This window comes from Tardiphaga sp. 866_E4_N1_4, assembly GCF_052076075.1.
Classification (GTDB): Bacteria; Pseudomonadota; Alphaproteobacteria; order Rhizobiales; family Xanthobacteraceae; genus Tardiphaga; species Tardiphaga robiniae.
Genome location: NZ_CP197242.1, coordinates 1132394 through 1156368, shown reverse-complemented (window position 1 = coordinate 1156368; position 23975 = coordinate 1132394). Strand labels below are relative to the sequence as shown.

Sequence of the window (23975 nt, the reverse complement as noted above, 5' to 3'; positions counted from 1 at the left end):
GCGCAAAACTACCAGCCGACCGCAATCGCCGACAACTGCCGCGGCTTGCGACAAATCGCTCGCCGCGGCTGGCAGTCGCTATTTGCCGCTTTGCAGCGCAGCCGTTTGCTTGGCGAGCTGCTTGTCGAAATCCTGTTCGAGCACTGCAGCGTAAGTGGCGAGCTCGCCGGGTTTGACGAAGGGGTTCGGCGCGCCGTCCTTCATCGCCGCACGCTTGGCCTGCATGCCATAGACTTCCGGATGCGGCCCGAGCAGCACGTCGATCTTCATGGCCTTGGCCTTGGCATAGGTCGACCGATAATCGTCGACGATGCCGGCATGGGTTGGATTGCCGACCAGCCGGTTCAGCGCCACGGTGCCGCTGCAGAAGAACAGGACCTCACGGTTCTCGCTGCCGTCCTTCACGGTCATCTCCCAGCTCGTGCAGCCCGGCGAATGGCCGGGTGTCGCATGCGCCGTCAGCGTGGTGCCGCCGAGCGTGACCTTGTCACCCTCGGTGACGGTGCGATCCACCTTGACCGGCGGGAAACCAATATCGGTGTTCTTTTCATCGCCCGGATAGGTGCCGCTTTCGAGCAACGGCTTATCCCGTAGGCCTGCGATCAGTTGCGCGCCGGTGTCCTTCTTGATCTCCGCAAAACCGCCGGTGTGATCGAAATGGGCATGGCTGTTGAGGATGATCTTGATATCGGCTTCCTTGAAGCCGAGCTTTGCGATGTGCTCCTTGATCATCCCGGTCGATTGCGGGACGCCCGTATCCATCAGGATCAGGCCGTCGGATGTCTTGATGAGATAGACCGCGATGCCGTCGGTGCCGACGTAATAGATGTTGTCGATCAATTGAAACGGCTCGAAGGGGGCGGTCCACTTGACCATGACCTGCGCCAGAAAATCCTTGACGGTCTGCGCTTGCGCGCTACCTGCAAATAGCGCCAGAGCGCAGACGGCGCCTGCGAGCGTCTTCATGATGGCCTCCCGGTTTGATTTTTATTGGTTCTTTTGAACGCCGGGATTGAAGCGCGATTTGGGCAGATCTCTCAAGCGCCATTCCTGCATGCCGGCATCGCGCATAACAGGCACGGCCGGGCGGCGAATGTTGCGAGCGCGTTGAACCATCCCGGCCGTTTTGGGTTAGACTTCACCCATGAAACAACTGATCTGCCCCAATTGCCAGACACGCGTCTTCTTCGAGCAGAGCGATTGCGTGCAATGCGGCGAGGCGCTGATCTTCGACACCGCGCAGTCCAATGTCGTCAGCGCCGCGGCGGCCATGTCCTGTGCCAATCGCGATCTGATCGCCTGCAACTGGGCCACGGATGACAGCGATCCGTTCTGTCCGTCCTGCCGGCTTACGCGAACAATTCCCAATCTGGTATCCGATCGCAATGTCGCGCTCTGGAAGCGGGTTGAGCAAGCCAAGCGGCGTCTGACCTACGACCTGATGCGACTCAGGCTACCCCTTGCTGTGTCGAGCGGCGCGCATATCGCGTTCGACATTCTCTCGGACGAGACCGCCGGACATCCGATCATGACCGGGCATTTGTCGGGGCTGATCACGATGAACCTCTCGGAAGCTGACGATGCCGAGCGCGAGGCGCGCCGCGCCGCGTTTCGCGAACCGTATCGAACGCTGCTCGGCCATTTCCGCCACGAGGTCGGGCATTTCTACTGGGAAGCGCTGGTCGATCAGTCGCAGCTCATCGGTCCGTTCCGGATGATCTTCGGCGATGAAACGCGCGACTATGGCGAGGCACTCGCGGCCTATCACAATCGCGCCGATCGCTCGTGGAATAGCGATGCCTTCATCAGCGAATATGCGACCTCGCATCCGTGGGAAGACTGGGCCGAGACCTTCGCGCATTTCCTGCACATCGTCTCGACGCTGGACACCGCATCGTCGCTGCCGCTGTCACTGGACGAGCGCTCGCGCCATACGCTGGACGATCCCTATCTCGAGCGTGACTTCGAAGCGCTGCTGTCGCTGTGGGATGCTGTGTCCTACAGCATGAACGAACTCAATCGTTCGATGGGCATGAGCGACGCTTATCCGTTTCACCTGACACAGGCGGTGAGGGGAAAGCTGCATTTCGTGCATCTGGCGATTCTGAAAACGCGCAGCGAAAGCTGAATGGCCTTACGCTGTCATTCCGGGGCGGGCCGAAACGCGAAGCGGTTCGGCGCGAACCTCAGCCACTCCAATTGGAGTGGCGGGGAATCTTGATGTGTTCATCACCTCTTGATCCAGCGCGGCGGAGGGAGCGACTCCCATCTTGAGATTCCGGGTCCGCGACCGCCAAGTGGCGCTCGCGTCCCGGAATGACGAGGTTGGCTCTTACTGCTCCATCTTGATCCCGGCGTCCGTGATCACCTTTTTCCAGCGTGCGATTTCGTCGGTGACGAAGGCGCGGAATTCATCCGGGGTGGTGCCCATGGGGACGATGCCCTGATCGTCGAGCTTCTTCTTCAGGTCGGGATCGGTGAGCGCCTTCTTTGCCTCCGCGGCCACGCGATCCACAATCTCCTTCGGTGTGCCTGCGGGCGCGATGATGCCGGACCAGGTGCCAGAGACGAAATCCGGCACGCCGGCTTCCGCCATGGTCGGCACGTCGCCGGCCGCCGGGACGCGCTCCTTGGCAGCCACGGCGAGCGCCTTGGCATTGCCGGACTTCACCTGCGACATCAGCGGGCCGATAACGTCGAACATCACATTGATCTGGCCGCCGACCGTATCCTGCAGCGCGCCGGACGTGCCCTTGTAGGGAATGTGCTGCAGATTGATGCCTTCGCGGCTCTTCAGCATTTCCATGGTCAGATGTGCCGCCGAGCCGATGCCTGACGAGGCGAAGTTCAGCGAGCCAGGCTTCGCCTTGGCGAGTGCGATGAACTCCTTCATGTCCTTGGCGGGCAGGGACGGCGTCGCAATCAAAATCAGCGGCGCGACCGAGGTCAGCGACACATAGGTGAAGTCCTTCATCGCGTCATAGGGCAGCTTCGGATTGAGCGTCGGATTCACCGAATGCGCCGCGATCACGGTGCCGAAGGTGTAGCCGTCGGGGGCTGCCTTGGCGACGGCGTCGGTGCCGATGGCGGCATTGGCGCCCGGCTTGTTCTCGATGACGATGGGCTGGCCCAGCGCGATCGCCATCTTTTCCGAGACGAGGCGCGCCATCAGGTCGGTGTAGCCGCCCGGCGTATAGGGCACGACCATGCGGATCGGCCGGTTCGGCCAGCTCTGCGCAAAGGCAGTCTCGGCGCTGCCGGCGCAGGCGGCCATCACGGCGATCACGCTCGCGGCGCGGACGAAGCTCTTCATCATTTCATTTCCTCGACTGCCGGCGCGCTCCAAGGCGGCGGGAGCGCCGTAGCGCCTGCCTCGGATCGCAGACCGTTCTTCTTGTTGTCTGCCCGTTCTGCGCCGCGACGGATGTCGCGGGATGCAGAGTCCCGCATGCAGGCTACCGCATCGCACGGTAACGGGGAAAGTAGACGAAAGGCCGCTAACGTCTGCTGCCGCAGCGTGGAATTTGTCGATGTGAGACGCGGATGCATGTGACCTCCCGTGACGACCTTGTTGATTGCTGTGATGCAGGTGAGGGGATGGGCGTACGCTATCGATGCCCGTGCCTGAGCGCGTGCGTGGCCGTCCCGGTGGCCTCCCTCGAAAATGAGGGAGATGAAGCGCCGAAAGGCGCGACTTGGTAACAGTGCCGCAGCGTGCTGTCCGGATCGCCGGACCACAGAGGCCGCGGAAACGCCTTTCGACGCTCCATCGTGGCGATTTCTGTCCCCGGGACCGTTCTTCCGGGCAAAGGCGCAGACCTCCGCAGTCCGCTGATCCCGACGGTTTCCCGCCGTTCACCAATGCCACGTCCAGCCAGCATGAGTGGCAGACCCCCGTAGTGGGGCCGGACGGTGACCCAAGGCCTCCCGAGTGCGTGAGGAAACGTCTTCCTCCCGCCCGCAGGCGCCACATCCCGCCCCGCGCCAGTCGGCGTCCCGGTAACGCTCCCTCAAGTGGAGCGGGATGCAGGGGAATATAATCTGCGTTGGAGTGGCGTCAAGGATTATTTTCAGATTTATTCTTGCGGGCAAGGACGCCAACAACGGAGGGGCGCCACTTCGGAATACGCGATTGGCGCCGAATGCCGACAATTTTGCTCCCGCTTACACCTAGCGCATCGGCGGAAGTTGGGAGATTCGCTCCCGCGCTATGGGTGCTTATGTCGGTCGGGCGCACCGGTCCCGTAGCCGCGCAGTTCGGCGTACCGTGCGACTTGTTCAGAGGAAAGAAACTCCGTCAAAGCGAGGTGGTAACGCAGGTGGGCGGCTCGAAGATCGCCCTGTGCAGAGGCAATGCGCGCCGTCGCGGTGTTCAGCGCGTCTTGCGTCGCCTGCTTCTCGGCGAATAGCCGATCGAGCGCGGTCTCTTCGGAGAGGATTCGCTTGCCGATAGGGATCGTCTCTATCTTCATTACTTCGAAAAGCGCCTTTGCTTTTGTGCGTTGATCGTCTGAGAGGCGCAGCGTGTCCCCTAGTTCGAGAACATGGGCCGGTCCGGGATAGCCGTTGAGCTCCGCCGGAAGGGACAAACCCATGCCCCGCCCTGCCTTGAGATCCACGATCTGTTGGTCCGACAAGGCTTTGATACTGCGGCGCTCCATGCCCGCATAGGGCGAGGCGGCTATCTCTCGGTGAGAGACTTTGCAGTTGCAGTCCTCAGCGCTGGCGATCTGGGGCATGAGAGCCGCGAGGGCGAGGGCAAGAGCAAGAGCAAGAGTGATCTGGTAGATGGGCTTCATTGCGGTCTCCAAGGTTCGAGTTCCGCTCCATCTTGCCGTGCGTCGGGCGCATCGAGTATGATCGCTATCATGTCGAACGCGCTCGTCGCTACGTTATCTGAGTTGTCTCAGCTCGAGCAACCGCTTGCCGCAGGTCACATCCTGTTTCGCGCTGGTGATCCGGTTCGGGTGCTCTTCCTGGTGGTGGCAGGCACCGTCCGGCTCACGAAGTCGTTGCCGCATGGCTCGCCGCTGGTACTTCAGAGTGCGGGCCCAGGCGCCATCGTGGCCGAGGCGTCGCTATTCGCTGACCGGTACCATTGCGAGGGCGCTGCGGCGGAAGACTCGGTGGTCCGCCCGGTGCCTCTGAGGCGGCTCAAGGAGGCGCTCGCGAAGCGTCCCGACTTCTCGCTGGCCCTGACATGTTACCTGACGCAGGAGGTTCAGCGGGCCCGAACGCATGCCGAAATCCTCTCGCTGAAGACAGTTGCCGCTCGGATCGACGCCTGGGTCGCGACGGAGGAGGGACCGCTACCGCCCAAAGGGCAGTGGCGTCGAGTTGCTGCGGAAATTGGTGTCACGCCGGAAGCCCTCTATCGCGAGTTCGCGAGGAGGCGACGACGACGGTTGGGCCGATCACGCGGTCCAGAGGCGTAGCGCAAGATCGAAGGGTGTCGCAAATTAGCTGATCGGAGCGCGTAGCCAGCCACAGCATCATAGCGACACCGCGAATGAGTAGTGCCCATCTCGTGGCGCAGCATTGCAGGCTCAGGAACGCTGGGACATGCCGACGGGCGCGGGCTGTTCGGAATATTCAGTCCAGGCCTGACGGAGTATCTGTACCGAGGAGGAGAGAAATATGAAGGCCATCACGGCGGCAACCGCCAGATCCGGCCACGCGCTCGACGAGCCCCAGACTCCCAGGGCTGCGAACATGACAATGACGTTGCCGATGGCATCGTTGCGGGAACACAGCCAGACAGAGCGCACATTGGCGTCGCCGTCCTTGTAACGCATCAGCAGCAGCACCGAGGCGAGGTTGGCTGCCAGCGCCAGGAAGCCGATCGCGCCCATGACCTCGGCACTTGGAACGCCGAGGATAAGCGTGTGATAGACGGTCGAACCGAACACCCATAGAGCCATGACGCTGAGCGAAAGGCCCTTGAACAAAGCCGCCGTTGCCCGCGTCCTGATGCCGGTGCCGATGACCGCGAGGCTCAGCCCGTAAGTGACTGTATCGCCGAGGAAGTCGAGCGCATCCGCTTTCAGCGCCTGTGACCCCGCGATCTGTCCGGCGATCATCTCGACAAGAAACATGATGCCGTTGATGGCAATGACCGTCCACAGCACGCGCTTGTAGCGGGGATCGACGCCGTCGAAGACCGGAACGCCCCCGGAGCAACCGCATGCCTCGGTCTCGCAGGCCGCCGGGGAGACAGGCTTCGCGTTCGCCTTCGAAAAATCGATGGGCGGCGGCTCGCAGCAGGTGTCGGTGGTGCAACAGGTCTTGTCGGACATCGGCTTCCTCTCAATGTGAGACAAGCGTACAATCTCTAGCGACTAGAGGTTCAAGGGAAAAATGGATTACGCAATCGGAGAAGCGTCGCGTCTGACGGGCATCAAGGTGCCGACGATACGTTACTACGAGGGGATTGGCCTTCTGGCCGCGCCCACGAGGACGGAGGGAAAGCAGCGCCGCTATCGGCCGGAGGATGTCGCCCGCCTGAATTTCATCCGGCACGCCCGCGAGCTCGGTTTCGAGATCGCCGATATCGCCGAATTGCTGACCCTGAGCGAGGGACCCGATCAGTCTTGCGCAGAGGTCGATCGGATCACGCGCCGGCACTTGTCGGACGTCGAGCGCCGGATCGCGCAACTCACCGCGTTACGCGGAGAATTGAAGCGCATGGTGGAAGAGTGCAGTCATGGCAGGGTCAGTGACTGCCGGGTGATCGAGACGCTGTCCGGATGACACGAAGCCCGGCGGTTGCTCGCCGCGTCCGAGGTCTCGTCCTCATGAAGATGTGATGACCGATATCGGGCGACTCGTCGCGACGTGATCGGTTGCGAGCTTTGTTGTTCGCGGCATCAGACCGGATGGTCACAGTTGATCGCTAAAATGGCGCGCGACGTCGACGCGTCGGCGCACTCCGACCTTGGTGCGTGCGCATCCTCAAGCCAATGAGCCCGCGATGCCGATCCAATTCCGCAAGACCTCAATCAGATCTCGCAAGCGAACACTGGGACTGGCCGCCTTCGGCCTGATCGTGGACGCGATCGTCAGCCATCCCCGCGTCGACGTGCCGGCGATGGTGAATGTCGCGATGATGTCGCGCTTTGCCATAGCGCCTGTCATGGCGTCGCTCGGCGGTCTCTCATGGACGACCAGCACAGGTTCGAGCGACACCGTTGCGCCGACGCCGGTGATGAGCGTGGATCATGTGACACGGATGTGCGCGCGGGCGCATGGCAGCGCCAGCTGATCGACAGCCGGATCTCTTGAACAACAAGGCCCGGATGAAACAGGCGCTTCCTCCGGGCCATGTGGGATCAGACGAGGTGTCGGCTCAGGCGACGCGCTTGATGGCGTCGCTCAGGATCGAGACGATCTCGTCGATCTGGTTCTTCTCGACGATGAGGGGCGGCGACATCGCGAAGGCATCGCCGCTCTGGCGCAGATAGAGGCCGCGGTTGAAGCAGTCGACCATGACGTCATAGCCGCGCGCAGCCGGTGCATCTTTCCGCGGAGCCAGTTCGACGGCGCCCATCAGGCCGCAATTGCGGATGTCGATGACATTGGGCAGGTCGCGGAGCGCGTGCAGGCTATCGCGCCAGTAGTCGGACAGCGAGGCACCGCGCGTCAGCAGTCCCTCGCTCTTGTAGATGTCCAGCGTCGCGATGCCTGCGGCGCAGGCGACCGGATGCGCCGAATAGGTGTAGCCATGGAACAGCTCGATCTGGCTTTCCGGTCCGGTCATCAGCCCGTCATAGATCTTGCGGCTAGCGAACACGGCGCCGCAGGGCACGGTGCCGTTGGTGATGCCTTTCGCGGTGGTCATCAGGTCCGGCGTCACGCCGAAATAATCTGCGGCGAAAGGCGTGCCGAGGCGGCCGAAGCCGGTGATGACTTCGTCGAAGATCAGCAGGATGCCGTGCTTGGTGCAGAGCTCGCGCAGGCGCTGCAGATAGTTCTTCGGCGGCGGCAGCACGCCGGTCGAACCGGGCACCGGCTCGACGATGACGGCGGCAATTGTGTCGGCGCCATGCAGCGCGACCAGACGCTCGACGTCGTCGGCGAGTTCGGCGCCGTGCTCCGGGAGGTCCTTGGAGAATGCGTTGCGTGCGAGATCGTGGGTGTGGCGGATGTGATCGGTGCCGGGCAGTTGGGCTGACGAGAAGGCGCGGCGGTTATTGACCATGCCGCCGACCGAGGTGCCGCCGAAGCCGACGCCGTGATAGCCGCGCTCCCTGCCGATCAGGCGCGTGCGCGAGGCCTGGCCGTTGGCGCGATGATAGGCCAGCGCGATCTTAAGCGCGGTATCGCCCGACTCCGAGCCGGAATTGGTGAAGAAGATGCGGTCGAGGCCGGCGGGTGCGATCTCGGCCAGACGATTGGCGAATTCGAAGGCGAGCGGATGGCCCATCTGGAACGCGGGGGCGAAGTCGAGGGTGGTGAGCTGTTTCTCAACGGCACTGGCGATCTCGCGGCGGCCGTGGCCGGCATTGGTGCACCAGAGGCCAGCCGATCCGTCGATCACCTTGCGGCCGTCTTCAGTCGTGTAATACATGCCCTGCGCGGACGCGAACATGCGCGGTGCCGCCTTGAACTGGCGGTTGGCCGTGAACGGCATCCAGAACGACTCGAGTTGTAACGTGTTCGGAATCTGATGAACGGTCACGGCACGGCTCCCTTGGCTGATTCAGCATCTGGATCATGTTCGCCCGAATGCAACAAGTCCTTTTCTCGATCTGATTAACCTGTTGATTTTATTGAATGGGCCGGGTCATATTTGTTCGATCCGAAACACTCGCAACAGGGATTTGGCGTGACCATCGATCTAGGCGAACGGCTGCGCTTCGTGCGTGGGCGTCACAAGCTGTCGCAGCGTGAACTGGCCAAGCGCGCGGGCGTGACCAATTCGACGATCTCGCTGATCGAGTCCAACCAGATGAACCCGTCGGTCGGCGCGCTCAAGCGTATTCTCGATGGCATTCCGATGGGGCTCGCCGACTTCTTCGCCATCGAACCGGACCGGCCGCGCAAGGCATTCTACCGCTCCGACGAACTGACCGAAATCGGCAAGACGCCGATCTCCTATCGCCAGGTCGGCGACAATTTGTTTGGCCGCAGCCTGCAGATCCTGAAGGAGCGCTACGAGCCGGGCAGTGACACCGGACGGGTGCCGCTGGTGCATGACGGCGAGGAGGGTGGCATCGTGGTCTCGGGCCGGCTGGAAGTGACCGTCGATGAGGAGCGCCGCATCCTCGATCCCGGCGACGCCTATTATTTCGAAAGCCGCCGTCCGCATCGCTTCCGCTGCGTCGGCGCGAAACCCTGCGAAGTGATCAGTGCGTGCACGCCGCCGACATTCTAAGGATCTAAGCCGCGCTGGGGCTAACGGGAGGTATCGATCCCTCTCATGAGCAGGTCGATACTGGCATCGGTGAAAACCGCGACGTCGATCTGCCTTCGCGTTCCAAATAACAGTGACCACACCGTCAACAGCAGCGCCGGGCTCATCACGATTTCGGTGAATGTGCTTGCCTGCGACGGGCGGAATTCGCCCGCCGCCACTCCCGCGTCGATCACCATTCGGAACTGGTCGATGACCGGCCGCATGAACTCGTCATAGTGCCGGTCGACGAGGTCGGGGAAGCGGGAGCCGTCGGCGATCAGGAAGCGGAGTGTTTCGCGGAAAGGTCTGTCCTCGGCAATCTTGCGATACACGAAGACCATGAGTGCGCGCAGGCGCGCGTTGTATGGTCCTTCCAGCGTCGCGGCATAGCTTTCCAGTTCGGGAAAGAACGCCTGGGACTTGTATCGGATCATCTCGTCGAACACGCGCTCCTTGGTTTCGAAATAGAAATAGATCGTGCCTTTGGTGACGGACGCACGGGCGGCGACATCCTCCAGCCGGGTCGCCGCATAGCCGTTTTTGGCGAACTCCTCGAAGGCCGCGTCGAGGATCTCGATCGGTCGTTCCGCTTTTCGACGGGCGCGCTTCTTCAGCTCAGCATTCATGGGAGCAGGATAATCGATCCCTTGCAGAGGTGCTATTGACTTTTGAGTCAGTCAATAATAGTGAGTGATTGCTCACTTAACGCGCGCGGTGAAATGCATAACGCTTTCAAAATGATGTCTCCGTTGCCAGCCGATGCGGCCGGCACCGCAGATCAGCGACGCGAGCTGATCGAAATCGTGGCCACAACGAAAGCGACACTGATTGCCCGTCAGGCGCCGGACGGGGCGAGGGCTGCATGAAGAATGCGGATGACAGCAAATCGCCACCGCGACTGTTCCGTGGTGCCCGTGTCCGGATGAGCCTTCTCGGTCGTGAACGGCACCCCAAATACGGCGATCGCCAGGGAGTCATCGTGGGGCACGGCTCGCCGAGCAGTTGGCGGGTCAAGTTCGACGAGCGCAAGACCATCCAGGCGATCCACCGGGACTATCTCGAACTCGTCGCCCAACCCGCGGCGGCATCCCTTCAGGTCGCCCAGCGACGCGGTTCCACGGGCGGGGCGTCGAACCCGTGAGCGCTCTCCTTACAGAACATGTCATGCGTGGCCGCCATTGGCGGCCGTCGGTCTCGTTGCCTGTCGTTGCGGCGCTGGGCCTTCTGGTCGCCGGATGTTCGTCATTGCCACGGACGCCGTATGGCGTCGCGGATGCATCCAGTGCGCGCGTCCTCGATCTCACGGACCTGCGCCGTTATGCGGACGAACCGGCCTCGACGTTCCGAAGCGGTCAGAACCAGGTCGCGTTGCGAGGGCCTCGAACCTATCTGGCGCTGTCGGGAGGCGGGGCGGACGGCGCCTATGGCGCCGGCGTGCTCAACGGCTGGACCGAGGCGGGGACGCGCCCGACGTTCTCGATGGTATCCGGTGTGAGCACCGGCGCACTGATCGCGCCCTTCGCATTTCTCGGTCCCGACTATGACGCGACCCTGCGTGACGTCTACACCAGCGGCGTCGCCGCGAGCCTGCTCGATGCACCCAATCCGTTCAATGCGATCTTTGGTTCGGGCCTGTTCGGCAACACGCGGCTACGCGAACTGGTGGCGAAGTATATCGACGAGAACTTCGTCGCGGCCGTCGCAGCCGAACATGCGAAGGGGCGGATGCTGTTCGTCGTCAAGACAAATCTCGACTCCCAGCGGACCGCCATCTGGGACATGGGACGGATCGCCTCACTCCGCACGCCCGAAGCATTGAACCTGTTCCGGGATGTCGTCGCGGCATCGGCGAGCCTGCCCGTGGTGTTTCCGCCGATGCTGGTGACCGCGGAGGCGAACGGCAAGCGCTTCGAGGAGATGCATGTCGATGGCGGCGTCACCGCGCCTGTCCTGACATTGCCGGAGGCTTTCCTGCTACGCGACGCGACATTCGCCAGCGCAGGGAAGCTGCAACTCTACGTCCTGATCAACAACAAGATCGAACGGGAATTTCAGGTCATTCCCAATTCCACCATCGAAATCGCTGCGCGGGCGTCATCGACTGTGACGAAGATTCAGACACGCTCCATCCTTTACAGTACCTATGCCTTCGCCCGCCGCAACAAGTTCGGATTCAACCTGACCTATATCGAGGGCGATCGACCGCCATCGCCGATGTCCGGCTTCGACACCGCCTATATGCGCGCGCTGTTCCTGTACGGTTATGAGAGGGCGCGGGGCAATCGTCTCTGGTCGAAATCCCCGCCCTCCGACGATCAGGATTCCGTGGCGGCGTCACACACAGCAATCACGCGGCAAGTCGCAAGCGGCAACTGATGCGCGATGCGACGTTCAAACCCGGCACATGCGTGCTGAAACAGGAGTGACCTCATGAGACTTTCCATGCTTCGCAAAATCGTTTCGCCCCGCCGGATTGCGCTGGTATCGATCCTGCTCGTCGCCGCCTCGGGTTCGGCGGCGGCGCAGTCGCTGCCGTTCACAGGCCTTACCGGATCCTGGGCAGGCGCGGGAGCGATCTCGCTGTCCGACGGATCGAAGGAGCGGCTTCGCTGCAAGGCGACATACCAGGTCAGCAATGGCGAAAGGCGGCTCCTGCAGAGCTTGCGCTGTGCGAGCGACAGCTACCGCTTCGATCTCAACAGCGACGTGGTCAGCCAGGATGGCACCATCGCCGGGACATGGAGCGAAACCAGTCGCGGAATCAGCGGAAGCATCGCGGGCCGCGAGTCCGGCGGCCTCATCTCGGCCGTCATCGACGCGCCGGGCTTCTCGGCCAGCCTGTCGCTCTCGACGCGCGGCAATAAGCAGTCTTTCTCCATATCGTCCGAAGGCGACATCCGGAACGTCGCCATCAACATGAGCAGAAACTGATCGGGATCGCTGCTCAGCAATCGCAGGTGTTTCGCTATGTTTTCTCGTTGTCGTCGGGCAATTGTCGCGCAGCATGGTGGACGTGGAGGATTTCAATCGTGTCTGCTGTCACGCGATAGAAGACGACATAAGGATAGCGGCCGAGCGGTGCGGCGCGAACATGCGGGCGATCGGGAACGAGGCGGGCACTGTCTGGCCATCGTGCGATGCGCGCGACGACAGCCTGGATACGCCGTCCGACAGTGGGGGCGATCGCCGGATAATGGGCGATAAGCCAGTCAGCAATCTGATCGATGTCTGTGAGAGCTTCGTCTGTATAGACGACCTTCATCAGCGGCGGAATTTGGCGAAGGCGGCTTCGACATCAGTCACGGTGGCAAACCGGCCAGCATCGGCAGCCCGCAATCCGCGATCGATGCCGGCAAGTTCTTCCGGCGTTGGCTGATAGGCGTCCCCCTTCACGCCGGCTTCAAGCTCGCGGGCATAGGCCGCCAGTTCGTCCTGCACATGTGGCGGCCACGTCTCGACGCGTTCCAGGATATCGGCAAGGGGCTTGGTTTTCATGGCGTCAAGGTATCACGACGGAGACACAACGTCACGGGGATGCCCTGAGGAATCCATCCGCCCCACCTGAATTTGAATGGCTGCCCGCGTGCTAAATCTCTATGCTGTGGGCATGTCGCGATTCATGTGTCTATCGATTGCTCTCCTCCTGTCGCTTACCTCTGCCGCTGCGCTGGCGGCGCCGGTCAAGAAGAAGCCGCCGCAATGGAAGGGCTACGGCTTCCTGCCGGGTTATCACCAGCCGCTGAATAACAGTGTTCCGCTGTTCATGCAGAAGCGCGCGGACCTGCGTATGGCCAAACGCGACCGGCGCCATTGGTATATCGACCGTACCCCGGTCTATTACCGCTGGTCCGACGGCGAGAAGTATTATTTCGGCCGGCCCGGTTTCTATCGCGGCCAGTACAATGGCGGCAGCATGGGCCCATGCTGGACGCGAACCCCGATCGGACCGATCTGGAATTGCGGCTAGGCGAGGCGGCGCATCTCGCAGCGCCGATTCCCGTGAAAGTTTCCGGTCGACGTTGTAGCGACCTTCATTAAATCATCGCAGCGACTATCTGTTGCTCCGGGTTGATCGCGGCGGAGTTCAAAAGCGCCGTGAAATCAAAATCAACGAAAGCACATTTCGAGTTCCGGCCACTATCTTCGCCCGACAGGACTTTGGTTCAGGGGCGGAGATATCAGTGGCTAAGATTTCACGACGTGATGTGTTGGCAGGTGGCGCGGCCATGCTTGGGTCGCTTGGCGCATCCGGGGGGACGTTCGGCCAGCAGCCCACCGAGAATTTCGATCTCGTAATCCGGGCGGCGAGGTCATCGACCCCAGCCAGAATCTGCGCGGCATTCGCGATATCGGCATCAAGTTCGGGCAGGTCGCCGCCGTTGAGCCGAGCATTCCAGCGGAGCGCGCAAAGCAGAGCATCGATGCCAAGGGCAAACTGGTGACGCCCGGCCTCGTCGATCTTCACACCCATGTCTATCCCTATGGGTCGGCGATCGGCATTCCGCCGGACGAGCTGGTGCCGTTCTCGGCGACGACGACCTATGTGAGTGCCGGAGATGCCGGCGCCAACACCTTTGCCGGATTCAAGCGCGATGTCGTCGGGCATTCGCGCAGCCGGCTGTTTGCTTTCGTGCACATCTCGACCATCGGCCTTGCGGGCTTTCCCGTGGGCGAATTGCTGAACATCGACTATGCGAATGTCGATGCCGCGGCGCGCACCATCGCCGAAAATCCCGATCTCGTGCTCGGCGCCAAGGTGCGCGAGACGCTGGCTTTCGTCGGTAATAACGGCATCGAGCCGCTGAAGCGGGCCATTCTGGCCGTTGAACGCTCGGGCACCAAGGGGCGGGTGATGTGCCACATCGGCAATGCGCCGGGCGATCTGTCGGTGCTGGTCGATACGTTGCGTCCCGGCGACATCCTGACTCATCCCTACAGCGCGCTCGGCAACAACACGGTGCAGAACGGCAAGGTGCTTCCGGCGCTGCTGGAAGCCAAGAAGCGCGGCGTCATCATCGATGTCGGTCATGGCGCCGGCAGCTTCGACTATGACATTGCCGAGGAGGCAATCCAGCAGGGGCTCGTGTTCGATACGATTTCCAGCGACGTCCATGTGGCCGCGGCGAACACACCGAGCCGGCCGTATCTGCCCTGGGTGCTCAGCAAGTTTCTCGCGCTTGGCTTCTCGCTCGACCAGGTGATCGCGGCCGCCACGGTCAAGCCGGCCAATGTCATCAACCGTGTGCCCAAGCTCGGCACGCTGCAGGTCGGTGCGCCCGCGGACGTGGCCATTCTCGAACTCGTCGAGGGTCCGGTGGAGCTGCTCGACACCTCGAACAAGCCCCGCACCGGCAAGGCCTATCTAAAGGCGGTTCAGACGGTGCGCGGCGGGGTCCCGTTCGGACGGCCGTATTCTCTGCCGTTCTCGGCAAACTGACGAAAGCGGCGCGTAGCCGGGTGAGCGGAGCGACCCGGGGCTATGCTGGCCCGGCTATGGCGCCGCACGCCGACGTCATGCTGGAATTTACCGCCGCCGCCGGGGAGGGTGACGGCGATCGCCATTCGGCACGCTGGTCTGCCCTGCGTCTGCCGCGCGCTCAAGGCATCTGCCACGGCTTTCGAGAAAACCGCCATCCGGTCTAGGCTCGCACCAACCGAATCTCGAATTGGACGTGCGACATGACATTGGCGATGAGCTGGGACGAATGGGCGAAACATGACGCCGTGGCGCTGGCGGCGCGCGTGCGCAAGGGCGACCTGACGCCGGCCGATCTGGCGGCGCAGGCCGCGGCCGGCATCGCCAGCACCAATCCCGCGCTCGATGCCGTCGTCGAAGTGTTCGACGACGTCGTCGCCGATCCTGCCAAGGACGGTATGAATGCCGAGGGCGCGTTCGCTGGCGTTCCTTACCTGATGAAGGACCTCGGCCCGACCCTGAAGGGACGGCTGCAGGAATTCGGCTCCATGATCATGCAGGGGCACCGCCCCGCGCAGGACAGCTTCCTGACCGGCAAGATCCGGGGCGCCGGGCTCAACATCATTGGCCGCAGCACTACGCCGGAATTCGGCGTCTGCAGTTCGGCCGAGAACAAGCTCTATGTTACCCGCAATCCCTGGGACACCGACTACACCACCTGTGGCTCCTCCGCCGGCTCTGCGGCGATGGTCGCGGCCGGCGTACTGCCGATCTCCCACGCCACGGATGGCGGTGGTTCGATCCGCATTCCTGCGGGCGTGAACGGCCTGATCGGCCTGAAGGTCTCGCGCGGCGTCTATTCGCTGGCGCCCGCGCTGTCGGATCTCTCCGGGTTGGTCTCGATCCAGGGCTGCGTCAGCCGCAGCGTGCGCGACACCGCAGCCTTCGTCGACAATTGCCGCGGCGGCGCTCCTGGCGAATTCATGCCGTTCTGGTCGCCGGCCGAACCCTATAGCGAGTTGATCAAGCGCGACCCGGGCAAGCTACGCATCGCGCTGTCGCATGAGTGGGGCGACTACAAAGCGCCGCCGCATTTCGTTGTGGAGCTGGAGCATGTCGGCAAAATGCTCGAAGGGCTCGGCCATCACGTGGAATGGGCATTGCCGGAGGTGGATTTCCGCAACGCGTTCGCCGCGCAGACGACCTGCTACATCAGCAATTTCGCGCAGGTGATCGCCGGTCATCTGGCGCGGCTCGGTTTGGATAAGCCGACCACCGATCTGCTGGAGCCGATCAACATCAAGATCTGGGAGAGCGGGCTGAACACGTCCTATACCGAGCGCAACGCGATGCAGGCGGTGTTCAACACGACCTCGCGGGCCTTCGGAAATTTCTTCGAGCGCTACGACATCATCCTGACGCCGATCACCGCCAAGCCGACGCCGAAGGTCGGGACATCAGAATATCTCACCACCAGCACCAATCCGTCGGTGCATGACTGGTTCGCCAACCTGTGGAAGAACTTCGCCTATACGCCGCTCGCCAATCTGTGCGGCATCCCCGGCATCTCGCTGCCGCTCGCGGCGCAGGAAAACGGGCTGCCGCTCGGCATCCAGGCGCAGACGCGTCAGGCGAATGACGGCCTGCTACTGCAACTGGCCGCGCAGATCGAGCGGGCGATCGACGGCAAGTGGAATGGCGGCAAGCTGCCGGCAAAGCATGTCAGCCGGCAATAGGCGTGTCGGCGTATCTTGTCTTCGTCGCGCTAAAGATGCGTGACACAGCGGATATCGAATGGATCGAACATGGTTTCAAGCTTACCGGCTCCCGTGTCCCAGTCGGTCGCTGCCAGGCTGACGCGGGCGGCGATATTCCTGGTCGTGACGATCAATCCCGGACCGGCCCCCGAGAAGGCGGTTCGTGGCTTGTGCGGCGACCTGTCGAGCCTGCTGCGCGGCGTGGGCTTCCGCAATCTCAATGGGCAGTTGTCCTGCATCATGGGGTTCGGCTCTGACGCCTGGAGTCGGGTGTTCGGAGCGCCGAGTCCGAAAGACTTGCATCCGTTTCGCGAAATTCGCGGCGTGCATACCGCCGTTTCGACACCCGGCGACATCCTCTTTCACATCCGCGCGGCGAGCATGGATCTCTGTTTCGAGCTGGCGACGCACATCATGTCGCGGCTCGCCGACGCGGTTTCGGCCGTGGACGAGGTGCACGGTTTCAAATTCTTCGACGACCGCGATCTGATCGGCTTTGTTGACGGAACTGAAAACCCTGTCGGTCAGGCCGCTGACGCGGCCACCCTTGTCGGCGATGAAGATCCTGGCTTTGCCGGAGGCAGCTACGTGATCGTGCAAAAATATCTGCACGACGTCGCGCGATGGAACAAGGTGCCCGTCGAGGAACAGGAGAACATCATCGGCCGGCACAAGCTGTCCGATATCGAACAGCGCGATTCCGAGAAGAAGCCGTATGCGCACAACGTCCTGACGTCGATTGAAGAGAACGGGGAGCAGCTTCAAATCCTGCGCGACAACATGCCGTTCGGCGAGGTGGGCAAAGGTGAGTTCGGCACCTATTTCATCGGTTACGCCCGTTCCCCGCAGCGCATTGAGAAGATGCTGGAGAACATGTTCATCGGCAACCCGCCGGGCACTTACGACCATCTGCTGGATTTCAGCCGCGCGGTGACGGGGACGCTGTTCTTCGTTCCCACAGCGACGTTTCTGGACGATGTCGATCCCGAGGCTTAACCGGTTCGCTTATCTGCCCACCACTTGCTGAAACAGGAGATTGTGCATGGGTGTCGATCTCTTGAATATCAAGGGTCTCACAGAGCTCGCGCATCAGGGGCCGGTCGTCATGGTCAATCTGATGCGGTTCCGGGAGCGCTCGCTCGACGGCGATGGGTCGGGCTGGGACGCCTATCTGCGTTACAGCGCGCTGACCGTGCCGATGATCAAGGCACGCGGCGGCACCTTGCTGTGGACCGGTGACGCCAAGGCCGTCGCGCTCGGCGAACCGGATCACCAGCAGCGGGACTATCTGGCGCTGGTTTATTATCCCTCCGTTGCAGCCTTCATCGAGATGATGACGTCACCGGACTATGAAAATCTCTGCGACCCGCACCGGACCAACGGCTGTGCCGAGCATGTGATCATCTGCACGAGCGAGGCTTACAGCAAGTTCAAGATCGGGTGAGGGTGATCACCACCGGCTTTCAGCCAACCGGCGGCATCGATCCAGAACCTCAGATGAGCCGGGTGGCGATGAGGATGGAGATTACGAGCAGAACCGCGACGATGATCACGACGAAGGGGAACATCGCGCGATAGGCGTCCCGCTCGTGGCCGGGGGTGCCTGCGAGATTGCAGACGATCGACATCCGCACCGGCGAGACCATGTTGAGCGACAGTGCCGCGGCGTGCTGAAGCGCGACGACGGCGGCGACGTCGAGGCCGGCCTCGGTGGCGAGGCTGAGCTGCGACGGCATGAACAATCCGTTGGCCGCATTGCCGCTATTGGCCAGCGCGCCGAACACGGCCGAGATCATCGGCGTGACCGTCACCGACCAGACCCCGAACGTGTCGTACATGCCGCGGGCGAGGCCCCCGGCGATGCCCGAGCGCGACAGCAGTTCGGCCATCATCGAGAACACGATCACCGTAAGGACGGCGAGCCGGCCGGTCTTCCAGGCGGCTGCGATCTCCGCAGGGAAGGCCCGCTGATGGCCGTGCAGCAGGGCGGTCAGCACGGCGGCTGCGACCAGCCAGGTGCCGGCGTGAAACAACGGCGCCCAGATAGGCACGCCTGCGAAAGGCTGGACGCTCCAAGACGACTGCAGGAGGTGATTGAGCGGCGGAACGAGGCGTGTCAGTGCGAGCCAGCCGATTAGCAGCGTGAATGGCAGCATGCGCCGTGCAGCAGCGGTGATCGCCACACGGTCCGGCTTCTCGTCGATGAGATAACGCAGCACGATGGCCGGCCCGAACGCCGCCAGCATCGCCGGCTCCGGCCCGAGAAACGCCGTTGCAACGATGGCGAGGCCGAGACTGCCGAGCAGCCAGAGTGCTTCGCTGGCGCGCTCGCGCCAGTCGGTCGTGATGCCGGCGCGCTCCGCCATGCGCCAGTAGATGGGCAGCCACAGGATGTTGAACACGAGATAGATGAGACTGGTGTGCAGCGCGAGCGCCGTGGGATCGGTCCGCGCGAAGGCAGCGCCGACTACCGCGCCGCTGCCCATGGCACCCCACACGATCATGGTCTGGCTGATCAGCGAGAAGGCGAGGAGCTCGATCGGCTTCAGGCCGAGGCGGCGGATCAGCACCATCGTTCCCATGATGCCGATGCCGAAGCCCGTCGCGGATTCCGCGAAGGGGCCGATCAGATAGCAGGCGGTGAACAGCAGGCGCCGCCGCGCTCGCGCATCCGGTAGTGACGTCTCGACCGGCATGGCTGCGTCGCCGGGGCGGATCGCCATTTGCCAGAACAGCAACCCGCCGAGAATATACGGCACGACGATCCAGCCGATCCATGCGCCGCGCAGCAGCGCCGTTCCAGCGTCAGCGATCCCGAACAGCTGCGGGGCGGTGGCCAGCGCGACTGCAAGCGCCGTGGCGAGGCCGATCAGCGAGGCGGGGAGCGTGCCGGCGAGTCCGCTGGCGATGGCGCCGATCACCGCCAGCGCGGGCAGCGCCCAGATCAGGTAAAGCACGTTCCGCCCCCAGGTTTCTCGTTGGGGGCTGGATGCGCGGGAAAGGCGGGGACGTCAACCGCGCTGCGCGCATAGGGCGCGTGCAACGTCGATCCGCCCAGCGCTTGCTAACCGTCGAAGCCGACGAACACCGTGGCTTCCTCGACCGACTTGCGTTCGGACACCACCGCATTGGCGGGAAAGCTGTCATCCGGCCATCCGAGCGCAATGCTTTTCATGATGACCTGATCGTCCGCAATCCCGGCATGCTCGCGCACCACCGGTGACTGCATGATGCCCTGGCTGTTGATCACGGCGCCAAGGCCGCGCGACCAGGCGGCATTGACGAGGGCGGTCGCCACGGCGCCGCAATCGAACGGCGTATCGTCGCTGCCGTCCAGCACGCGGTCATAGGTCACGATCACGCAGACCGGCGCGTCGAACTGACGGAAGCCACGCAGCACCCAGTCCTGCCGCATCTCCTTGTCGTCCCTGGCGATCCCCATGGCCGAGAACAACTGCTTGGCGACGCCGACCTGCCGGTCGCGGTGATGACCCCCGAAAGCCTGACCGGTGCGAAATTCGCGTGACTGCGGGATACCTGCGATCATCCGTTCGGTATTGCCGGCGCGGATCCTGTCGAGCGGCTCGCCGGTCACGACATAGAAATTCCATGGCTGGGTGTTCATCGACGACGGCGCGCGCATCGCCAGGTTGATGATTTCCTCGATCAGCTTTTTGGGGACCGGATCTGGTTTGTAGCCGCGGATGCTGCGGCGGCCGAGAATGACGTCATCGAACTTCATAGGCCTGGAATCTCCCGGGGGCGTTTCTGAATTGGGCGGGATATTCCCGGTTTCCTGGGCCGTGTGCAAGATTGACGTGAGGGGCAGGAGGCGGTCGCCGTTCAGTTGCAGGGCGGAACAGCGAAGCGTATTCCGCTGCGCAAACATCTCCATGGCGGCGGATTACGCTTCGCCAATCCGCCCTGCGATTGCTAGTGTTGTTGTTCAATCCCATCATGCCGGGCCGAGGGCGATGAACACACGCAGCGATCATCTTGAAAAGCCAATGACGTTCGACGGCGTGACGCTCACGCCGCAGAAGGAGGTGGTCCGTGCCTTCTACAAGGATATGTGGGACCATGCGGATGTGACTTTGATCCCGCAAATCTTCCATGAGGATTTCACCTTCAGGGGATCGCTCGGACCGGTGCTGGTCGGACATGACCAGTTCGCCGACTATGTCCGCTGGGTCACCGGCGTGCTGCAGAATTATACAACGGACATTCTCATGATGATCGAGGAGGGCAATCGCGTTGCCGGCAAGGTCTACTTCCATGGCGTTCAACGCGAAGCGATGTTCGGCAATCCGCCGACAGGAAAGCTCGTCGGGTGGCTTGGAGCGCCGATCTTTTCGTTCGACGGGCCGAAGGTGCGCGACCTCTGGGTGCTCGGTGACATCTACGGCCTGCTCGGGCAGATCGGGACAGATGGCATGCAGGGCAACGAATTTTCCACGTCTCGGTGAGACTGGCCGAAGCGCACTCAACCCGTCCGGTTGAGTTCCTCTCCTGCGGCTACGTCCCGCGATCATGACCATGTGGCCAGACGTCGCGTTTGCCACATTTGCGATCTGGTTACTCGTTAACATGGTAACACGCAGGCAATGCGTACCCTGCGCATAACCATACGTTGTTACATTGTTGCGGATCGACATGAATCGCCGATCCGTGCTACCTCGCTCGCAGAGTTTGAAAGAGACGCTGAAAGTGATGATTTTCGCCCGCATTCTTCCCCATGGCCTGCTGCGCATCCCGCGCAGGGCGTTGGTGATGGTCGTGCTGGCGACGTACATTTTCGCCGGCGCCATGCACGGTCTCTGCGAATTCGATGTGACCAATCCGTCCGGAGCGACGACCGTCTCGCTCGCGGAGAAGGCGACCGGCCATTCCGACAAGGGAGTCGTCGCGGACAATCACTGCCACGGCTGCTTCTCTGTGACGGCACAGCCGCTAGTCTTCGCGGCGATGCCCGTCTCCATCGAGACCCGCACTGCGGTTTTCCACGATGTCGAGCGTCGCAGCCTGCCGCGCGGGATCGATCCTCCCCCACCCAAATTCCTGACCTGACCGTCATCGCCGGGCGCTTAGCGCCCAGACTCCGTCATTCGTCAGGTTTCCATCATGTTCTCGAAGATCGCCACGCGTTTCGCGTGCGCGGCTGTGCTCTTCGTCAGTTCGTCGCTGACGGGGGTAGCTCATTCGCAAACCCTCACCATGGGTGCTGCGCTTCAACGCGCGCTCGCCGCCAGTCCGCGTCTGACCGCCGCCGAGCGTGACGTCGGGATTGCGCGCGGTCAGCGCATCCAGTCCGGCGCGCTGATCAATCCGGAGATTTCGTACGAACAGGACAATTCGTTCGGTTCGGGCGCCTACAGGGGAACACGCTCGGCGGAGACCACGCTGCAGGTCAGCCAGATGTTCGAGCTGTGGGGCAAGCGCGATGCGCGTATCGCTGCCGGTCAGGCGGGCCTCGATGCTGCGGGCATCGGACGCCAGGCCGTCCGGCTTGAAGTGCTGTCCGAGACCGCGATCGCCTTCGTGAGCGTGCTCGGCCTGCAGCGACGGATCCAGATCCTCGACGAACAGATCGAGGCGATCGACAAGATCTCGCCGCTGCTGCAGCGGCGCGTCGAGGCCGGCGCATCATCCATCGCAGAGACCGGACGCGCCGAGGTCGCATCGGCACTGGTCAAGGCCGACCGGGAGCGCACCAGGTCGTCGCTCGCTAGCGCGCGCCGCGAACTGGCGATCCTGATGGGCGATAGCGCGGCGAAATTCGCGGCCGTCGCCGGACGGCTGGACGCGACCGGCAGGCCGCCGACCTTTCAGTCGGTGGTCGCGGCGATTGATGCGAATCCGCAGCTCGTCCGCTGGAAGGCGATCTATGCGCAGCGCAACGCCGAACTGCTGCTCGCCCGATTGAAGCCCTATCCGGACGTCACGGTATCCGCCGGATGGCGCCGCTTCAGTGAGACCGGCGACAACGCCGTTCGGCTTTCGCTGTCGGTGCCGATCCCGGTGTTCGACCAGAACCAGGGCAACATCCTCTCCGCGCAGGAAAGCCTCGCCAAGACCGCTGCCGAACGCCAGGGCAACCGCAACATGCTGATCGTAGTGGCGGGCCGCGCCTACGACTCGCTGCAGGGCTCGCTGCGCGAACTTGCCATCCTGCGCGAGACCGCGATCCCCAAGTCCAGGGACGCGGCCGACGCGATTTCCGAAGGCTACGGGCAGGGACGCTATTCGCTGCTCGAAGTGCTCGACGCCCAGGCCAGCGTCGCGCAAGCGCGCCTGCGCGAACAGGAAGCCCAGCAGAATTTCCACGTCGCCGTCGCCACCATCGAGGGGCTGGTCGGCAATCCGTTTGCACTGGCGCGGGGGAGCGCACGATGAACAAGCCAATCATGGTCCTGGTGGCTGCGGCCGCGATCTTCGCGCTCGGCGCCGGGGTCTACGCCACCGCACCGAGCAAGTCCGACACGCAGACCGCGGCCGCCTCCAAGGCTGCCAGGCAGGGCGACAAGGCCAAAGGTGAAAAGGTGAAAGGCGAGAAGGGCCACGACGAGAAAGGCCACGGTGACGAGGGCGTCGTGGAAATGAGCGACGCGCGCGTCGCCTCGTCCAACATCGAAATCCTCTCCGCCAGAAGCGAAACGCTGCACGACTCTCTGGTGCTGAACGGGATCCTGCAGCCCAATCAGGAGACGTTGGTGCAGGTGACGCCGCGTTTTCCGGGCGTCGTGCGCGAGATCAAGAAGCGCATCGGCGACACCGTCGAGAAGGGCGAACTCCTCGCGAAGATCGAGAGCAACCAGAGCCTGAGCGTCTATGAGATGCGGGCGCCGATCTCGGGGACGGTGATCGACCGCCAGATCTCGCTCGGCGAATATGCCTCCGAGCAGAAGCCGGCCTTCATCGTCGCCGACATTTCGACGGTCTGGGTCGATCTGTCCGTTTACCGCCGCAACCTGCCGCGCGTCCGGATCGGCGACAGGATCTTGATCGATGTCGGCGATGGCGGAAAGCCGATCGAGGCCAGCCTGTCCTATATCTCGCCGGTTGGCAGCAGCGACACGCAGAGCGCACTCGCGCGCGCCGTCGTGCCGAATATGGACATGCGCCTGCGTGCGGGCCTGTTCGTTTCGGCACGCCTGATCCTGTCGGCCAAGCCGGTCGCGATTGCCGTTCGGGCGTCGGCGATCCAGACGGTCGAGAACCGCAGCGTCGTCTTCGTCCGTAGCGGCGACAAGTTCGAGGCGCGCGACGTCGAACTCGGTGCGCGCGACTCCGACAATGTCGAGATCCTGTTCGGACTGCTCGACGGCGACAGATACGCGGCGAAGAACAGCTTCATCGTGAAAGCGGAGCTCGGAAAGGGATCGGCGTCCCATGAACACTGAGCTCGCTC

At 62.9% G+C, this 23975-nt stretch carries 28 protein-coding genes; 17 read left to right on the top strand and 11 right to left on the bottom strand.

What is annotated here, in order from left to right:
• Positions 1 to 78: 78 nt before the first annotated feature.
• The gene (gene blaBJP, locus AB8B20_RS05800) at positions 79 to 966 is read right to left on the bottom strand and encodes a BJP family subclass B3 metallo-beta-lactamase (RefSeq protein ID WP_439071952.1); all 888 of its coding nucleotides are present in this window, start codon (positions 964 to 966) and stop codon (positions 79 to 81) included.
• A gap of 178 nt (positions 967 to 1144) precedes the next feature.
• On the opposite strand from blaBJP, the gene AB8B20_RS05795 reads away from it, so the two are divergent.
• Complete coding sequence (locus AB8B20_RS05795; protein WP_439071951.1) at positions 1145 to 2128, top strand: zinc-binding metallopeptidase family protein; 984 nt, start codon at positions 1145 to 1147, stop codon at positions 2126 to 2128.
• 204 nt (positions 2129 to 2332) lie between these two features.
• Here the strand turns inward: AB8B20_RS05795 and AB8B20_RS05790 are convergent, their stop codons facing one another.
• Together AB8B20_RS05790 and AB8B20_RS05785 are read right to left on the bottom strand one after the other, a co-directional pair.
• Positions 2333 to 3313 carry a Bug family tripartite tricarboxylate transporter substrate binding protein gene (locus AB8B20_RS05790; protein WP_439090613.1) on the bottom strand — a complete coding sequence of 327 codons (981 nt, stop codon included), beginning with the start codon at positions 3311 to 3313 and terminating at the stop codon, positions 2333 to 2335.
• A gap of 895 nt (positions 3314 to 4208) precedes the next feature.
• On the bottom strand, positions 4209 to 4799 hold the full coding sequence (locus tag AB8B20_RS05785) for a Spy/CpxP family protein refolding chaperone (RefSeq protein ID WP_439071949.1): 591 nt from the start codon (positions 4797 to 4799) through the stop codon (positions 4209 to 4211).
• Positions 4800 to 4868: 69 nt separating this feature from the next.
• Here AB8B20_RS05785 and AB8B20_RS05780 point away from each other — a divergent pair, with 69 nt between their 5' ends.
• Entirely contained in the window at positions 4869 to 5435 is a 567-nt protein-coding gene (locus tag AB8B20_RS05780; RefSeq protein ID WP_439071948.1) for a Crp/Fnr family transcriptional regulator, read from the top strand.
• Between the two features lie 111 nt (positions 5436 to 5546).
• On the opposite strand, the gene AB8B20_RS05775 is transcribed toward AB8B20_RS05780, so the two are convergent.
• Positions 5547 to 6296, bottom strand: a complete 750-nt coding sequence (locus AB8B20_RS05775) for a cation transporter (protein ID WP_320444328.1) — start codon at positions 6294 to 6296, stop codon at positions 5547 to 5549.
• 61 nt (positions 6297 to 6357) lie between these two features.
• On the opposite strand from AB8B20_RS05775, the gene AB8B20_RS05770 reads away from it, so the two are divergent.
• Both AB8B20_RS05770 and AB8B20_RS05765 read left to right on the top strand, forming a co-directional pair.
• The gene (locus AB8B20_RS05770; RefSeq protein ID WP_093758351.1) at positions 6358 to 6750 is read left to right on the top strand and encodes a MerR family transcriptional regulator; all 393 of its coding nucleotides are present in this window, start codon (positions 6358 to 6360) and stop codon (positions 6748 to 6750) included.
• A 220-nt stretch (positions 6751 to 6970) separates the two neighbouring features.
• Positions 6971 to 7261: a hypothetical protein gene (locus AB8B20_RS05765; RefSeq protein WP_089264020.1), complete on the top strand. Its 291-nt coding sequence runs from the start codon at positions 6971 to 6973 to the stop codon at positions 7259 to 7261.
• Positions 7262 to 7345: 84 nt separating this feature from the next.
• On the opposite strand, the gene AB8B20_RS05760 is transcribed toward AB8B20_RS05765, so the two are convergent.
• Positions 7346 to 8677 (bottom strand): aspartate aminotransferase family protein, encoded by a 1332-nt coding sequence (locus AB8B20_RS05760; RefSeq protein WP_439071947.1) that lies wholly within the window; start codon positions 8675 to 8677, stop codon positions 7346 to 7348.
• Positions 8678 to 8824: 147 nt separating this feature from the next.
• On the opposite strand from AB8B20_RS05760, the gene AB8B20_RS05755 reads away from it, so the two are divergent.
• Complete coding sequence (locus AB8B20_RS05755; protein WP_089264656.1) at positions 8825 to 9373, top strand: cupin domain-containing protein; 549 nt, start codon at positions 8825 to 8827, stop codon at positions 9371 to 9373.
• A 20-nt stretch (positions 9374 to 9393) separates the two neighbouring features.
• Here the strand turns inward: AB8B20_RS05755 and AB8B20_RS05750 are convergent, their stop codons facing one another.
• Positions 9394 to 10020 (bottom strand): TetR/AcrR family transcriptional regulator, encoded by a 627-nt coding sequence (locus tag AB8B20_RS05750; RefSeq protein WP_439071946.1) that lies wholly within the window; start codon positions 10018 to 10020, stop codon positions 9394 to 9396.
• A 236-nt stretch (positions 10021 to 10256) separates the two neighbouring features.
• Here AB8B20_RS05750 and AB8B20_RS05745 point away from each other — a divergent pair, with 236 nt between their 5' ends.
• The 3 genes from AB8B20_RS05745 to AB8B20_RS05735 all read left to right on the top strand — a co-directional run bounded on the left by AB8B20_RS05745 (position 10257) and on the right by AB8B20_RS05735 (position 12325).
• Positions 10257 to 10535 carry a hypothetical protein gene (locus AB8B20_RS05745; RefSeq protein WP_439071945.1) on the top strand — a complete coding sequence of 93 codons (279 nt, stop codon included), beginning with the start codon at positions 10257 to 10259 and terminating at the stop codon, positions 10533 to 10535.
• A gap of 23 nt (positions 10536 to 10558) precedes the next feature.
• Entirely contained in the window at positions 10559 to 11770 is a 1212-nt protein-coding gene (locus AB8B20_RS05740) for a patatin-like phospholipase family protein (RefSeq protein WP_439071944.1), read from the top strand.
• Positions 11771 to 11836: 66 nt separating this feature from the next.
• On the top strand, positions 11837 to 12325 hold the full coding sequence (locus AB8B20_RS05735; RefSeq protein WP_439071943.1) for a hypothetical protein: 489 nt from the start codon (positions 11837 to 11839) through the stop codon (positions 12323 to 12325).
• Positions 12326 to 12359: 34 nt separating this feature from the next.
• On the opposite strand, the gene AB8B20_RS05730 is transcribed toward AB8B20_RS05735, so the two are convergent.
• Together AB8B20_RS05730 and AB8B20_RS05725 are read right to left on the bottom strand one after the other, a co-directional pair.
• Positions 12360 to 12656: a type II toxin-antitoxin system RelE/ParE family toxin gene (locus AB8B20_RS05730; RefSeq protein ID WP_089264024.1), complete on the bottom strand. Its 297-nt coding sequence runs from the start codon at positions 12654 to 12656 to the stop codon at positions 12360 to 12362.
• Entirely contained in the window at positions 12656 to 12889 is a 234-nt protein-coding gene (locus AB8B20_RS05725; RefSeq protein ID WP_089264025.1) for a hypothetical protein, read from the bottom strand. Before AB8B20_RS05725 ends, AB8B20_RS05730 begins: the two co-directional genes overlap by 1 nt.
• A 112-nt stretch (positions 12890 to 13001) precedes the next feature.
• On the opposite strand from AB8B20_RS05725, the gene AB8B20_RS05720 reads away from it, so the two are divergent.
• Positions 13002 to 13361 (top strand): hypothetical protein, encoded by a 360-nt coding sequence (locus AB8B20_RS05720; protein WP_439073036.1) that lies wholly within the window; start codon positions 13002 to 13004, stop codon positions 13359 to 13361.
• A gap of 117 nt (positions 13362 to 13478) precedes the next feature.
• Here AB8B20_RS05720 and AB8B20_RS05715 read toward each other — a convergent pair whose 3' ends face one another.
• On the bottom strand, positions 13479 to 13865 hold the full coding sequence (locus AB8B20_RS05715) for a hypothetical protein (RefSeq protein WP_439071942.1): 387 nt from the start codon (positions 13863 to 13865) through the stop codon (positions 13479 to 13481).
• Between AB8B20_RS05715 and AB8B20_RS05710 the strand changes: the two genes are divergently transcribed.
• The 4 genes from AB8B20_RS05710 (at position 13833) to AB8B20_RS05695 (ending at position 18011) form a co-directional block, all read left to right on the top strand.
• A complete protein-coding gene (locus tag AB8B20_RS05710; protein WP_439071941.1) occupies positions 13833 to 14831 on the top strand; it encodes an amidohydrolase family protein in 999 nt (332 codons plus the stop codon). The genes AB8B20_RS05715 and AB8B20_RS05710 overlap by 33 nt on opposite strands.
• A gap of 242 nt (positions 14832 to 15073) precedes the next feature.
• The gene (locus AB8B20_RS05705) at positions 15074 to 16546 is read left to right on the top strand and encodes an amidase (protein ID WP_439071940.1); all 1473 of its coding nucleotides are present in this window, start codon (positions 15074 to 15076) and stop codon (positions 16544 to 16546) included.
• 69 nt (positions 16547 to 16615) lie between these two features.
• On the top strand, positions 16616 to 17563 hold the full coding sequence (locus AB8B20_RS05700) for a Dyp-type peroxidase (protein ID WP_120292472.1): 948 nt from the start codon (positions 16616 to 16618) through the stop codon (positions 17561 to 17563).
• Between the two features lie 46 nt (positions 17564 to 17609).
• On the top strand, positions 17610 to 18011 hold the full coding sequence (locus tag AB8B20_RS05695) for a DUF1330 domain-containing protein (RefSeq protein ID WP_439071939.1): 402 nt from the start codon (positions 17610 to 17612) through the stop codon (positions 18009 to 18011).
• 49 nt (positions 18012 to 18060) lie between these two features.
• Here the strand turns inward: AB8B20_RS05695 and AB8B20_RS05690 are convergent, their stop codons facing one another.
• Together AB8B20_RS05690 and AB8B20_RS05685 are read right to left on the bottom strand one after the other, a co-directional pair.
• A complete protein-coding gene (locus tag AB8B20_RS05690; RefSeq protein WP_439071938.1) occupies positions 18061 to 19524 on the bottom strand; it encodes an L-lactate permease in 1464 nt (487 codons plus the stop codon).
• 107 nt (positions 19525 to 19631) lie between these two features.
• Positions 19632 to 20309 carry a nitroreductase gene (locus AB8B20_RS05685; protein ID WP_320444316.1) on the bottom strand — a complete coding sequence of 226 codons (678 nt, stop codon included), beginning with the start codon at positions 20307 to 20309 and terminating at the stop codon, positions 19632 to 19634.
• A gap of 265 nt (positions 20310 to 20574) precedes the next feature.
• On the opposite strand from AB8B20_RS05685, the gene AB8B20_RS05680 reads away from it, so the two are divergent.
• The 4 genes from AB8B20_RS05680 to ihpB all read left to right on the top strand — a co-directional run bounded on the left by AB8B20_RS05680 (position 20575) and on the right by ihpB (position 23967).
• Positions 20575 to 21033, top strand: a complete 459-nt coding sequence (locus AB8B20_RS05680) for an ester cyclase (protein ID WP_439071937.1) — start codon at positions 20575 to 20577, stop codon at positions 21031 to 21033.
• Positions 21034 to 21277: 244 nt separating this feature from the next.
• Positions 21278 to 21634 (top strand): hypothetical protein, encoded by a 357-nt coding sequence (locus AB8B20_RS05675; protein ID WP_439073035.1) that lies wholly within the window; start codon positions 21278 to 21280, stop codon positions 21632 to 21634.
• A gap of 54 nt (positions 21635 to 21688) precedes the next feature.
• Positions 21689 to 22960, top strand: coding sequence for a divalent metal ion exporter subunit IhpA (gene ihpA / locus AB8B20_RS05670; RefSeq protein ID WP_439071936.1), 1272 nt, complete (start codon positions 21689 to 21691; stop codon positions 22958 to 22960).
• Positions 22957 to 23967, top strand: coding sequence for a divalent metal ion exporter adaptor subunit IhpB (gene ihpB, locus AB8B20_RS05665; protein ID WP_439071935.1), 1011 nt, complete (start codon positions 22957 to 22959; stop codon positions 23965 to 23967). The genes ihpA and ihpB overlap by 4 nt, the downstream gene beginning before the upstream one ends.
• Positions 23968 to 23975 lie beyond the last annotated feature (8 nt).